This is a genomic window from Phyllobacterium zundukense (assembly GCF_002764115.1).
Lineage (GTDB): Bacteria > Pseudomonadota > Alphaproteobacteria > Rhizobiales > Rhizobiaceae > Phyllobacterium > Phyllobacterium zundukense.
In genome coordinates, this window is the sequence record NZ_CP017941.1 from 538,183 (window position 1) to 552,296 (window position 14,114).

8 protein-coding genes are annotated in these 14,114 nt (G+C 58.8%); 7 read left to right on the forward strand and 1 reads right to left on the reverse strand.

The genetic code is table 11. The features are described from left to right. Positions 1-189: 189 nt before the first annotated feature. From BLM14_RS22535 to BLM14_RS22555, 6 genes are all read left to right on the forward strand, one after another. On the forward strand, positions 190-909 hold the full coding sequence (locus tag BLM14_RS22535; RefSeq protein ID WP_100002073.1) for a response regulator transcription factor: 720 nt from the start codon (positions 190-192) through the stop codon (positions 907-909). 394 nt (positions 910-1,303) lie between these two features. Beyond that, the gene (locus BLM14_RS22540; protein WP_100002074.1) at positions 1,304-1,681 is read left to right on the forward strand and encodes a helix-turn-helix domain-containing protein; all 378 of its coding nucleotides are present in this window, start codon (positions 1,304-1,306) and stop codon (positions 1,679-1,681) included. Then, positions 1,681-2,913 (forward strand): type II toxin-antitoxin system HipA family toxin, encoded by a 1,233-nt coding sequence (locus BLM14_RS22545; protein WP_100002075.1) that lies wholly within the window; start codon positions 1,681-1,683, stop codon positions 2,911-2,913. The genes BLM14_RS22540 and BLM14_RS22545 overlap by 1 nt, the downstream gene beginning before the upstream one ends. 372 nt (positions 2,914-3,285) lie before the next feature. Next, a complete protein-coding gene (locus BLM14_RS22550; protein WP_100002076.1) occupies positions 3,286-3,990 on the forward strand; it encodes an IS6 family transposase in 705 nt (234 codons plus the stop codon). Positions 3,991-4,055: 65 nt separating this feature from the next. Beyond that, the gene (locus tag BLM14_RS31230) at positions 4,056-4,412 is read left to right on the forward strand and encodes a hypothetical protein (protein ID WP_133123867.1); all 357 of its coding nucleotides are present in this window, start codon (positions 4,056-4,058) and stop codon (positions 4,410-4,412) included. 102 nt (positions 4,413-4,514) lie between these two features. Continuing rightward, entirely contained in the window at positions 4,515-5,189 is a 675-nt protein-coding gene (locus BLM14_RS22555) for a response regulator (RefSeq protein ID WP_100002077.1), read from the forward strand. On the opposite strand, the gene BLM14_RS22560 is transcribed toward BLM14_RS22555, so the two are convergent. Continuing rightward, positions 5,186-6,625, reverse strand: coding sequence for a sensor histidine kinase (locus BLM14_RS22560; protein WP_133123868.1), 1,440 nt, complete (start codon positions 6,623-6,625; stop codon positions 5,186-5,188). The two genes, BLM14_RS22555 and BLM14_RS22560, sit on opposite strands and share 4 nt — an antisense overlap. A 274-nt stretch (positions 6,626-6,899) precedes the next feature. Between BLM14_RS22560 and BLM14_RS22565 the strand changes: the two genes are divergently transcribed. Further along, positions 6,900-14,069 (forward strand): peroxidase family protein, encoded by a 7,170-nt coding sequence (locus tag BLM14_RS22565; RefSeq protein WP_100002079.1) that lies wholly within the window; start codon positions 6,900-6,902, stop codon positions 14,067-14,069. Positions 14,070-14,114: the final 45 nt, after the last annotated feature.

The window sequence follows — 14,114 nt, forward strand, 5'->3', positions numbered from 1 at the left end:
GAAGATTAGAAACAAGCGGAGGCAATCCACTTTAGCAAACGACCTTGTCAAACTGTTGTGATGCGGCGTGGTGACATCCCATGCGAGCTCTGCCGAGTTTGACCACTGGTCAGGCCGCTACGATCGACCCCCGCCGCGGTCGAATTGGAACCAGGGTAAGGGGGCAAGCTGACCGAAAGGCGCATCCAGATGAAACCAACGATCGCATTTTGTTCAGACGATCCTGAGCTGTATCTGCTTTTGAGACACATCCTCGAAGCAGAAGGCTATGCAACCATCCTCATTGCTGCATTGTCCGAGATCAACGACGTCTTGACCGAAAACACGCCGCAAGCGATCGTCGTTGACTGTTCTGCCGGCAACTTTGACGCCATCGAACTGTGCGGGCAGATCAAATCCGATGATGCAACCAGGGGTATTCCGATTGCGGCGCTCATAAGCCCTCAGAAGGCCGATCAATTTGTAAGATTGATAAATGCAGGCGTCGACGATGGGTTCGTCCGGCCGCTCGGACCAGATAAGCTGTTGCATTTTCTGCGTAGGGCCACGTCAGGCATTCAAGATCGATCATCGGCCCAATTGCCGCACACTAAAGAAAAAATTCTGCGCCAAGGTGATCTTGAGATCAATTTCGAAGCGCATTACGGAACATTCAAAGGGCGCAGGCTCGACCTGACCCCTATCGGATTTCGCCTGCTTCGTCATTTGCTGCAATATCCCAACTGCGTCCACAGCCGGGAAGAACTGGCGGATCTAATCTGGAACGACAGGAAGGAGACAAATCCGCGAATGGTGGACGTTCACGTGTCTCGTTTGAGAAAATCCCTGCAAACGGACCGGCGCCGATGCCCGATAAAAACCGTACGATCATATGGTTACATTCTTGAAGCCTCCACAGTAACCTCGTGACAAGAGGCTTCACATGTCCGCGATACCTTAGACGTTGAAGGCTCAACTTGCTGTTCCGAAGCGAGCTCGCTTTGAGCCCGACCCGATACTTTTATTGGATCTATGTCTCTTTTTGTCTCGACGACCGCTGCAAAACGACGCGACCCGATGTAGTTACACAAGGCGGGGGCATTCAGTATCGGGCTATAGCGTCGAATCGACGGCTCGCTATTTCCGCATCCTCCACCGGCCGCGAGTCGTCGCGATGCGCTTCTGCAGCCCCCTAGGCAGCCAGTGGCTTCACGATGAGTGGGTCGTCGGCAGGACCTCTGTCGCACGACGCCCTTGTCGAATATACCAATTGGTCATATATGACGTGATAAATACTTTTAGTCACCGTATCTGGATAATTGCTATGGGATCGCCAAAATCAAAGTCCGCCCTTGAAAGACTTGGACACGACGTCCGCGGTGCTCGTTTGCGGCGCGGCATCGCCGTGGCCGATCTGGCAGTGCGTGCGGGCACGTCGCCGAGCACCGTCGCGCGCTTGGAAAAGGGGGATCCTGGTGTCGGAATCGGCACGCTCGCCGATATCCTGGTCGTGCTTGGTCTTGTCGACCGACTGGCCGACCTGATCGACATCCGCAAGGACGATCTGGGTCTGGCGTTGACCGCCGAACGCCAGCCGCGTCGCGGACGGTCTTTTGCGACCACACTGCGCAGGCAGAAGGCGAAGGGTAAGACGGCACAGGATGATCCGGATGTCGTCGATCCGGAAGGCGCGTCATTCTGATGCCCGACTTCAACGCCCATGTCGTTCTCGGCGAGAGCCTGACACCTGTTGGTCAACTGCGTTTCACGCAGGCCGGGCCGCGGCAGTTCTCGACCTTCGCCTATGACCCCGCCTGGATCGAGAATCCCCGCGCCTTTGCCGTGCAGCCGACCTTTCCCCTTCAAGCTGGGCCATTTCACACATCCGGCCAATCCGCAAACATACGCGACGCACTGGCGGGCGTCTTCGCCGACGCCGCGCCAGACAGCTGGGGCCGCAGGCTTCTCGAACGCGCCTATGGCAACGGCCTTTCCGAATTCGAGTATCTGACGCTTTCCGATGATACCTGCCGGCAGGGGGCGCTGCGGTTTCTGGACGACAGCGGAGAAATCATCCGGGGTGGCGCGGCCGACGCCGTACCGCGTCTGGTCGATCTGGAGGCCATCACCGCCATCGCCCGCGCCTATGAGCAGGGCAAGGAGATATCCCCCGAGGACATGCAGGCGCTCGCCGGCGCTGGCGGTTCCGGCGGCGCACGTCCCAAGGCCAATGTCCGGGACGGCGAGACGCTCTGGCTTGCCAAATTCACCTCGGTCCACGACCAGCAGCCAATCGAATGCGTCGAGGTGGCAACGCTCCGCCTCGCCCGGGCCTGCGGGATCCGCACGCCGGAGGTCAGGCTGGAACTGGCCGATACACCGTTTCCAGTGGCTCTGGTCCAGCGGTTCGACCGGCGCGGGACCGCACGTATTCCCTATATCTCGGCCCGCACCGCTTTGGGGAAGACAGGAACCGAGCTCGGTTCCTATACGGAGATCGTCGACTTCATGCGGGCAAACGCCGCCGATCCACAGGGAGATTTCCGCGAACTCTTTCTGCGCCTGATCTTCACGATCCTCGTGTCAAACAAGGATGATCATCTGAAGAATCACGGTTTCCTTTATGTGGGGGCCGGTCGCTGGCGATTGTCTCCGGTTTTCGATGTGAACCCCGCACCTGATCGCAATCCGCATCTCGAATCGGCGATCCTTGAGGGCGGCGCGCATGACCGGTCGATCCGTCTGGCCTTCGAAGCCTGCGAGTTCTTTGAAATCGCCGAGACGGATGCGCGTCAGATGATCCGCGAGACGGCGCAACGCATTTCCGGGGAATGGCGAGATGCTCTTCGCGAGGTGGGCGTTTCCGGTACGCTGGCGCGCGAATATGAAGCCGCCTTCGTAAACGACCAGACTGAGATAGCGCTCGCTTTTTAATTTCCAGATATGCACGATAAAACATGATAACTTGTCATATATAACACATTATACCTGCAGTGTGGTTGAGAATATGATCTGAGTTGGTCCTGATTATCGTCCATCTCACATGCGCAATAATTCCCTAGTCCGCCTAATCTTTCGCAACCAGCAACCCCACGGCGCTGAAGTTTGAGCCATAATCAATATTCCATATCAATTGGATAAGTTCGACGAAATCGCTGCACGAGCACGATTTGGGTGGATCACTGCGCTTTTCAGCTCGATTTCGTATGTGTATCCAAATCTTAGCTTTGCTGAGCATAAGGAGGTGTTTTTTGCGTGATGTCAGGTTAACGTTTCGTCATCGATTTGGGATGTAATCGCCGCAGGATGAATGTTCCTTCCATTCGCTACAAGCGCCATCGATTTCCTGCTTCAATCATTGCTCATGCGGTGTGGCTGTACTACCGGTTTCCCTTGAGCCTGCGGCATATCGAGGAATTGCTGCTCGAGCGTGGGATCAGGGTGTCGTATGAGACGGTCCGGCAGTGGACACGAAAGTTCGGGTCGGAATATGCTCGCCGGATTCGAAGAAAGCCTCCATCATCACAAGATATCTGGTATCTGGACGAAGCCGCCGTCAGCATCAATGGTAAAAGACACTGGCTCTGGCGTGCCGTGGATCAGGATGGATATGTTCTCGACGAAATCGTTCAAAACCGGCGCAACACCAAGGCTGCACGGCGGTTGCTGACACGGCTTATGCGGAAGCAAGGTATCCTGCCGAAGCGAATGATCACCGACAAGTTGCGCTCCTACGGAGCCGCCAGACGCCAGGTCATGGCCAACGTTGAGCATCGCTCGCACAAAGGGTTAAACAATCGGGCGGAGAATTCTCACCTGCCGTTGCGAAAATGGGAGCGAGTGATGCAGGGTTTCCGATCATCGGGAAGCTTGCAGCGGTTTATCTCGATCTTCTCTACCGTCCGCAACCTCTTCGTTCCACCCCACTCACGACGTTCGGCATGCCAGATTTATCTCCACCGCCTGAATGCCATGGCAGAGTGGAAAGCCATGGCAGAAGCACTCGCCTGAAATCAACAGGGCGACCATCCTCGTGACAAGCGCATCAGAGACTGCGACGGTTACTTGAGACTCTGGTGCTTCCAGAAACCAAAGCAATCGCTCCCCAAGCGCAGGTTGGAGGCTATTCCGCGATGAAAAACCAGGCGAACAACGCTAACGCGACGAAGACTGACACGATCCAAAAGAGCTCTTTGGCTCTGAAAAAACGTTCTCCACCAGTTCCCATCGTCGATCCTCGTTTTTTGCGCGTTCACTGGTGTGATGATTGCTTCCGCACCAGCCAACTTGATCAGTGCTTGGTTAGCAATTTAAATGAATTAAAGCATCGCATCCATATTATAGCAAGTGCTATCTTGCAGCGGAAACGCATTGAAATTTACCCGGGATCATTTCGACAGCACCCCCAACCCGAAAGCCGTACAATCGCCTAATCCCAATTGATTATTAGGACGCTTCAAGTGGCTAGTAGTAATTTATGCAATGTATGTGCCTAATAGCGAAAAAGCCGGAAAGGCATGGGGGAGGCGTAATGAATGAGTCCGATTTCAATCGCGTTAGTAGATGACCACCCATTAATGCTGTCGGGTGTGGTCAGTTTGTTCGAACGCAATGACGACTTTGTTGTCGTTGCCAAAGGGACCACGGCTGACGAGGCGCTGCAAATCAATCGAGATTTTTTCCCGAACGTCATGGTCCTTGACCTGTTCATGCCCGGCAATGTCTTTGACGTCATTTCAGAAATCGTCAGGACGTCGCGGGGCTCGAAAGTAGTAGCCTTTACTGCGATGACGGGAAGCGATTATGCGGTGCGCGCGCTCAATGCCGGAGCGAGTGGTTACGTCCTGAAGGGCAGCAGTGCTGAAGAACTTATTCAGGGGGTGCGGGCGGCACATTGCGGCGAAACCTACATCACCCCCGGCTTTGCCTGCAAGGTGATCGAAGCCTTGAGAATTGCCTCGCTGCGAAAGGCAGCAAATGCGCCTATCAAGCTCAGCTTGCGCGAAGAACAGATAGTGCGTCTGTTGTTGCGCGGCTATACGAACCGCCAGATTTCGGTCGGATTAGGTATTGGCGAAAAAACAGTCAAGAACTACATGACAATCCTCATGCAAAAACTGCACGCGCGCAACCGACTGGAAGTCCTGATCGCGGCACAGAAACTTGAGGTTGATAATCGGGGCGAGAATGAATCGATCTCTCGCCACTAGGCGCTGTTGCTTTCCAGCGGGATTGTTACGATGAGCCGGGCGCCGATGCCCTGCTCATGCTGGAATTGCATCGTACCACCAAATGCCTCGACACGGTTGCGAACACCCTGAAGCCCCAAAGGATGCCGGCGCCCGGTTGGAACCGTCGTCTGACCAGATCCAGGGCCGGCGTCGCTTACAACGACCTTGATCGTCTTCTCGTCTGCAGAAGCCATGACGCGTTGTTCGCGGCCCCCCGCATGGCGAAAAGTATTGTTCAATCCTTCTTGAACCATTCTGTAAAGGCAGATCTTCAACGGATGGGTAACACGCTCGGGGAGGGAGCTGAAGGCCGCATCGACGAGCGATCCGGTGGCATATTCATGGCGTTTGACGGCAACACGCAGGGCCTCCTCAAGCGACAGGTTCTCGATCTCCGGGAGTACCAGCCCGGTTGAAAGTTCGCGCAGCTCAGACAGGACCTGTTGCGCCAGGCGCGCCGGGTCCAGTTCACTCGATGTTTGCGCTTGGCCGGAATTCCGGTCGGCATCGACCCCGCCTTTGCCCAATTGCAAGATCAACAGACTAAGCAATTGAACGGGCCCGTCATGCAGATCCGAGCCGATACGATTGAGCAGGGTTTCGTTGGATTTGCTCGCATCCATTCGCGCTCTGTCGGCAGTCTTGCGAAGTTTCCTGTTCTGTTCTGCGAGCGCCTGTGCTTTTTCAAGTTGTGTTTTCAATATGGCACGCTGGCTATCGATGATGTTGCTTGCCCGGCGGACGATGAGGAAGAGCAGTCCCATGATTGCAAGGGTGGTCGCTCCGACAATAGCCCAGGTGTTACGCTGGGCCCGGTCCCGCTGGGCGACGAACTCTCCGGCCTCCTCGTAGAGTTCGCCAACGGCGATCACTTCGCGAGTACCTGTACGATAAATTGGGGCATAGATTTCAATAAGCGGCCGCTCGCTTTCTTGCGGTGCTTCTGCGTCGTCATCATGTCTTTCCTCCAGCTGTGCAATGACTGCACCGGCAAAGGCTTGTTCAATGTCGTGCGAGGGAAGTTTCTTGCCCATCAGGGATTTGTCGGTGCTGTAGATAGCTGTCCCGTCGCGACGCCAGATTCTGAAACCCTCGACGCGCTTGGCGAGATCCGTACCGATCAAAAGCTCATCAAGCTCCTTCTGCCGGTCAGCAGGGACCTGAGGCCCATCAGGCGTCTCCTCGATATGGCGAGCCAGATACCCCTCCATATAGAGCGCGCCGGATTCGGCCCGGCTGCGAAGTTGGCCGGACGCGATCTGTAAATTTAGCCACTCCCCGAGAATTGCCATTGATCCGCACACGATGAGCGCGGCAACAACGAGAAATTGCGATGTCAGTCCAAGTCCCTGCCAGTAGCGGGATTCCGGACGAAATCCCGAAAGACCGTCTCCTTGCTTTGGGTCGGAAGTCACGTTGTCCTTTGGGCCCAAAGTCCCGTCCTTTCTTTGACGAAAGTCTTTGCAAGTGACTGGACCTTCCGAACTATCAAGTTTGTTCCCCCGCCCACATTATTCCAGCATCGAAACTCGTGCCGAAGTTCTTCTTGGCAGTGTGACCCTTTGTACTGGGTGTGGTCAAGAGAAACCAAGTTACGGAGTCAAGTAAATTGCGCCAGAGCGTATCGGCGTTTCGTGAATCTATTGTCCCAAGCGGCAATTCTTGTGTGGGACCAACGGGAGAGTAAAAATGGTAACCTATATTCGTTCTGATCTCGATTTCATCCTGGCGCAAATCAAGATCTCGGAGGCGCATGCCGGCGGTCAGCCACTTTACGGACCCGGCGGCCTGATCCCCAGCTACAACCTGTCCTGGGGCCTGCGCACGGTCGACGGCACCTATAACAACCTTCTCCCGGGGCAGTCCGAAACCGGCGCTTCGGATAATCCGTTCCCGACCCTGCTGACCCCGGAATACCGGACGATCATGGTCGACCCTGACGGCCCCGGCGGTATGGGACCGATGCCGGTCAGCTACCAGCCGGGCGTCGACAACGACGGGCCAGGACCTGCCGATCCCGGCGATGTCTTCGACCCCTATGTCCGCACGATCAGCAACCTGATTGTCGACCAGACCCTCGGCAATCCGTCTGCTATCCTGACCGGGCTGCAACGCGGCGGCCTGGTCGACCCGGCCGACGAGATGACGGTCCTCGGGACCATTACCGTCGCATATGAGGCGATCGAGGCCGAGTTCCTGGCTGTCAGCCAGTCGCGGGTCGCCTATTTCAACGCCGCAACGACCGCGGCGGCCAACCCCGGTGATCCGGTCGCCCAGCAGGCGGCCGCTGACGCGCTCGCGACCTTTAACGCCGCCACCGCCGCACTGGATGCCGTTCGCGGGCCGCTCGACACGCTGTTGACGACCAACGGCATCGTGCTGGAGGGCGAAAACATCCAGATCACGAACGTCGCTCCCGACGAGGGCCTCTCGGCGCCGTTCAACTCGTGGTTCACCCTGTTCGGCCAGTTCTTCGACCACGGCCTCGACCTTGTCGCCAAGGGCGGCGCCGGTACCGTTTTCATTCCGCTGATGCCGGATGATCCGCTGTACGTCCCGGGCGGCACCACCAACTTCATGGTGCTGACGCGGGCGACCCTCGGACCGGACGGTCCGGTAAACACGACGACCTCTTTTGTCGACCAGAACCAGACCTATGCCTCGCACGCCTCGCACCAGGTCTTCCTACGCGACTACGAGTTCAATGGCGCTGGCGATCCGGTCAACACCGGCAGGCTGATCGAAGGTAGCAACAGCGGCATGGCCACCTGGGCCGACCTGAAGACCCAGGCCAGCGATCTCTTGGGCATCTGGCTCCGCGACCAGGACGTGGGCAACGTTCCGCTACTGGCCACCGACGAGTACGGTAACTTCATTCCCGGCGCGAACGGCTTCCCGCAGGTGGTCTTCCCTGGCGCTAACCCCGGTGATCCGCCGGTCCTCGTCGAAGGTAATCCGGCCGCCAATGGCGGGCTGGGCATCTCGATCGTGGGCGCCATCCAGACCGGCCACGCCTTCCTGGCCGACATCGCACACACCGCGGTCCCGGACGGCCTTGAGGATGGCGACATCACGATCGGCCTCGAAAACGGCGGTCTGTCGACCGACGGCTTCTATGACAACGAACTGCTCGACGCCCACTTCATCGCCGGCGACGGCCGGGTGAATGAAAACATCGGCCTGACCGCGGTTCACCACGTGTTCCACTCCGAGCACAACCGGCTGGTCGAGCACACCAAGGCGGTCACCCTGGCCGATGCTCAGGCGATGCTGGCAAACGGTTCATCCGAGGCGGAGGCCGTGGCGTTCCTGAACGAATGGCTCATCAACGACGTAGCCACCGTTCCGGCCGGCCCGGCGGGCTTGGTCTGGGATGGCGAACGCCTGTTCCAGGCGGCCAAGTTCGGCACCGAGATGCAGTACCAGCACCTTGTCTTCGAGGAATTTGCCCGCAAGATCCAGCCGGCGATCAACACCTTCCTCGTTCCGGACGGCTATGACGTCACCATCGACGCCTCGATCGTCGCCGAGTTCGCCCACGTTGTGTACCGCTTCGGCCATTCGATGCTGACCGAGACGATCGACCGGTTCGATCCGACGATGACGCCCGATCAGATCAGCCTGATCGAAGGCTTCCTCAACCCGCTGCAGTTCCAAAACAACGGCGGAGTCGCGACTGTCGACGCTGACATCGCGGCCGGCGCCATCATCCGCGGCATGACGCGTCAGGCAGGCAACCAGATCGACGAGTTCGTGACCAGCGCGCTCCGCAACAACCTGCTGGGCCTGCCCCTCGATCTCGCCACCATCAACCTTGCCCGCGGCCGTGACACCGGCGTGCCGTCGCTCAACGAGGCCCGCCGCGAGTTCTACGAGGCCTCGCAACAGAACATCCTGCTCAAACCCTATGAGAGCTGGGTCGATTTCGCCGGCCACCTGAAGAACGAGGCCTCGATCATCAACTTCATCGCGGCCTACGGCGATCACGCCCTGATCACGGCGGAATCGACGATCGACGGCAAGCGTGACGCGGCCCTGACCATCATCACCGGCGTTTCCGTCGGCGGCATGATCGTCCCGGCCGACCGTCTGGCCTTCCTGAACGCGACCGGACCCTATGCCGGCGAGGTTCCGGGCAGCCTCGGCGGGCTCGAGAATATCGATCTCTGGATCGGCGGCCTCGCCGAGGAAACCATGCCCTTCGGCGGCATGCTGGGCTCGACGTTCAACTTCGTCTTCGAGGTCCAGATGGAGAAACTGCAGAGCGGCGATCGCTTCTACTACCTCCAGCGCCTCGACGGCCTGCACCTGTTCGGTGAGATGGAGAACAACTCCTTCGCGGCGATGATCATGCGCAATACCGACGCGACGCATCTGCCTTCGGACGTGTTCTCGACGCCGGGCCTCATCCTCGAGGTCGATCAGACCAGGCAGTTCAACGACTCGAACGGCGATGGCATCCTCGACAGTCTGGATCCGGTCGGATCCGGCATCCTCACGCAGCTGGTTGTCCGCAACAGCCCGAATAACCTGCGCTACAATGGCGACGAGCACGTCGTCCTCGGCGGTACCGCTGCCAACAACGTCCTAACGGCGGGCATCGGTGACGACACCCTCTTCGGCGATGCCGGCAACGACCGCATGGATGGCGGCTTCGGCAACGACATCCTCAACGGCGGTGACGGCGACGACATCATCGTCGACTCCGGCGGCGACGACAACATCAAGGCCGGTAGCGGCAACGACGTTGTCCATGCGGGTCCCGGCCTCGACCTGGTGATGGGTGGTGCAGGGCAGGACTTTGTCTTCCTGGGCACTGACGAAGGTTCAGAAGTTTTCGCCGGCGAAGGCAACGACTTCATCTACGGCAACCGGAATGCCGAGCGCATCCTCGGCAATGAGGGCAACGACTGGATCGAGACCGGCACCTTCGACGGCGCCCCAGGCGACAACTTCGACGAAATCTTCGCCCATGACGGCATCAACGGACACGACGTGTTCCTTGGCGACGGCGGATTCGATGAGTTCATCGGCGAAGGCGGCGACGACATCATGGTCGGCAGCACCGGCCGCGGCAAGATGGTGGGCATGTCCGGCTTCGACTGGGCGACGTACAAGGACAGCGCAGTCGGCACCGCCGGCGTCAACGCCGATCTGTCGATCCCAATCATCTTCGACGAAGCGCCGACGATCCCCTCCAACGCGGCTCTCGACGAGTACCAGTCGATGGAAGGTCTGTCGGGGTCTGCCGGCAACGACATTCTGCGGGGTTCCAATATCCTCGCCGACGAACGGCTTCCGTTCGACGCGATTACCAACCCGACCCCGCTGGAAGGCTATCAGGGCAGCGCGCTCGACGCTGAGGGCATCGCCCTCATCAGCGGGCTCCAGGCGGTACTCGGCGCCGGGGTGACATCCTTCTCCGCCGGCGACATCATCCTCGGCGGTGACGGCAGCGACACTATCACCGGCCAGATGGGCGACGATATCATCGACGGCGACAAGTGGCTCGACGTGCAGATCGGCGTATTTGCAGCCAATGATCCCGAGCACACCGGGACCCCAATCGCATTGCACAAAAGCATGACAACGCTCGCCAGCGCCATGTTCGCCGGCACGATTAATCCGGGCCAGCTCGGTATCGTCCGCACGATCAAGACGGCGGACGGGACCGGCGATGTCGATCGCGCAGTTTTCTCCGGCGCACTGGCAGAGTACGACATCGACTTCAACACCGATGGAACCATCACTGTAGCGCATACCGGCGGTCTTGCGACCGACGGCACGGACACTCTGCGCAATATCGAGATCCTGGATTTTACCGATCAGGACATCTCGCTACAGGCACCGACGCTGGATCTCCACGGCGATGTTACCACCACGACGACCGTATCCGCACCTCAGGCTTATCGTGATACCTTCGATACGGCGGCGCTTAACAATAGCAATGGCACCGTGGGCTGGGCGGCGACGCCTTGGGTGGAGACCGGCGACAGCGGCGGCGTCACGACTGGTCAGATCCAGATTGATGCAGGTAACTCCAACGAACTGCGCTTCCTCGGCGGCGCGGCCTCGGACGGCGCGTCGATCGCACGCACGGTCAATCTCAGCGGCCTGACGACGGCGACCCTGTCGTTTGACTATGATCGGTTGAACAACGGTAACAGTATCGACGGTGGCGAGACGGTCCAGGTGCAGTACTCAGCATCAGGTTCGTTTACAGCCGGAAATTTCGTCGTACTGCAAACGATCGATAACAACTCCGGAGGCTTTGATGGTGCTGATACGAGCAGTTTTAACCTGAACCTCACGGGAGCGGGGGCGAACTCGGCCATCCGATTTGTTTCCTCGGCGATCAGCACGGCGGGCGAAGAGGTTCGGATCAACAACGTCAATATTGCGACGACGACAAGCACGACCACGACAGTTCCTGGCACACCGGGCAACAACTACCAAACCACCTATAATGAAAATGGTCTTGGCGTCGCAATTGCCGCCGGCACGCTGATCACCGACGACGGCACGACCATGGCTTCGGCCCGCGTCGTTCTGACCAATGCCAGCGCAGGTGATGTCCTGTCGGTATTGGGCGGGCTCCCAGGTGGCATCACATCGTCGGTGGACGCTTCTGTCGCCGGTCAGCTCACTCTGAACCTCACCGGCACAACCTCGATCGCCAACTACCGGACAGCGATCCAGCAGGTGCGATACTCGAGCACGTCGGATAACCCAAATCCCGCCGCCCGAATTCTCCAGGTGACTGTCAATGACGGCCTGTTGAACAGCAACGTTGCCACGGCGACGGTCAACGTCATCGCCGCGAACGATGCGCCGGTCGGGAACACCGACACGGTAATCACCAATGTCGCTCCAAACGTGAACTTCGCCATCGCTCTGTCGGCCCTTCTGGCGAACGACACTGACCCTGAGGGTTCTCCGGTGACGATCACGGCGGTGAATACCCCGAACGGTCTCAACGCCGCCACTCTTGGAGCGACCGCAGTAACCGTGTCCGATGGGTTAACCCCCGGAGGTAGCTTCAACTATGTCGCCAGTGATGGGACGCTGACCGATCCGACAACGACGGTGAACGTCACCCGGGTCGTCGGCACCATCAACGGCGGCGCCGCCAGCGAAATCATCGTCGGTGACCTCAATGGGACGACCATCAATGGCGGTGGTGGCAACGATAACATCAATGCCGGTGACGGCGGCGATACGATCAGCGGTGGCACCGGCAACGACGTCATCCTCGCCGGCACGGGCATTGATACCATTACCTGGAATGCCAACGCGACGGGTGACACCGATGGCTTCGACATGGTCAATGGCGAGGCAGGCGGTGCCGACACCTTTATCGTGAACGGGCGGGCCTCTGAAACCGAGACGTTCCGCATCTACGCAAGGGCAGCCGCCATTGCGGCTGGCATTGCGGTGATCGGAGCCGATACTGAGATCATCATTACGCGCACTGTCGGCCTGACCACGACAGTGATTGCAGAACTCGATAACATCGAAGAGATCACGGTCAACACACTAAATACGACGGCCAACAACGGCAACAGTACAACGCTGCCGGACGGCGGGACGAGCAACGGCGATACGATCCAGGTGATCGGCGACTTCAATGCCCCGTTCACCAGCCTCAGCTTCAGCACGATCACCATCGATGGCAACGCCGGGGACGACACGATCGATATCTCGTCCCTGGATTCGGCTCATCGCATCGTCTTCAGGTCCAACGGTGGTAACGACACGATCGTCGGTAACCTCCGACCCCAGGACGTGATCGAACTGCCAAACGGGGCGACCGTCGCCGATTACGAGGCGACGATCGAAGGCGGCGTCACCACACTAACCAGCAGCGCACATACCATTACGTTTACTGCCCCCGATGGCATGCCGCAGATCGGCGGGGACCCGGAGGATGATAACGATGTTCCTGCACCAGGAACAGGTTCGGACGCACCAGGGGTACCCGTCGTGGGTACTGCCAGTGCCGATGTTCTGCTGGGCACAGCCAATGGCGAGACCATGATCGCTCTTGGTGGCAACGACACTGCTTTGGGTGGCGCTGGAGCGGATGTCATGCGCGGCGATGACGGGGATGACTTCCTCAGCGCTGAAGGCGGCAACGATATGGCCTTCGGTGGTGCCGGTAATGACGATGTCCTCGGCGGCGACGGAAATGACATGCTCTACGGTGATGCCGGGTCAGATCGCCTCTTTGGCGATGCAGGAAATGACCTGATCAATGCCGGTACGGGTAATGACACGGCCTATGGCGGGGCTGGCAACGACACGTTCGTGGCTGAAGCCAGCGACGGTACCGACAGCTACTATGGCGATGCCGGCAATGACACGCTCGACATGGCTGCAATCACCGCAAGTCTCACCGTCGATCTCGGAACCGGGTTCTCGGGCCGAGGAAGCGCATCGAGCAGTCAATCGGGAAGTGACACGCTATGGAACGTCGAGAATGTCGTGACCGGATCGGGTGCAGATACGATCACGGCGAGTAAAGCAGTCAATATCATCGATGGCGGTGCCGGCAATGATACGTTCCGCTTCCTTTCCGAAGGGGACGCGGATGGGGATACGATCGCGGGCTTCCAGCCGGGAGACAAGATCGACCTCAGCGGTATCGACGCCAATAACGGTTCGGGCGGAAACCAGTCCTTCACGCTGGTTGCAGCTTCGACACTGAGTGGCGCCGCGCAACTGGTCGTCACGCATGAAACCCGCGAAGACGGCGACTACACGATCGTCCAAGGCAGCGTCGATGGGGATAGTGGGGCAGAGCTGCGCCTCAGCATCAAGGGTAACCACAACCTCACCAGCACGGATTTCAATCTGTAATCCGAACGGGGCGAGCCGGCACTGCCGGCTCGCCCCAAACATGCA

Bases quoted from the DNA above. Each gene is read 5' to 3' on its own strand.
- BLM14_RS22535 (WP_100002073.1), top strand. From the start codon at position 190: ATGAAACCAACGATCGCATTTTGTTCAGACGATCCTGAGCTGTATCTG.
- BLM14_RS22540 (WP_100002074.1), top strand. From the start codon at position 1,304: ATGGGATCGCCAAAATCAAAGTCCGCCCTTGAAAGACTTGGACACGAC.
- BLM14_RS22545 (WP_100002075.1), top strand. From the start codon at position 1,681: ATGCCCGACTTCAACGCCCATGTCGTTCTCGGCGAGAGCCTGACACCT.
- BLM14_RS22550 (WP_100002076.1), top strand. From the start codon at position 3,286: ATGAATGTTCCTTCCATTCGCTACAAGCGCCATCGATTTCCTGCTTCA.
- BLM14_RS22555 (WP_100002077.1), top strand. From the start codon at position 4,515: ATGAGTCCGATTTCAATCGCGTTAGTAGATGACCACCCATTAATGCTG.
- BLM14_RS22565 (WP_100002079.1), top strand. From the start codon at position 6,900: ATGGTAACCTATATTCGTTCTGATCTCGATTTCATCCTGGCGCAAATC.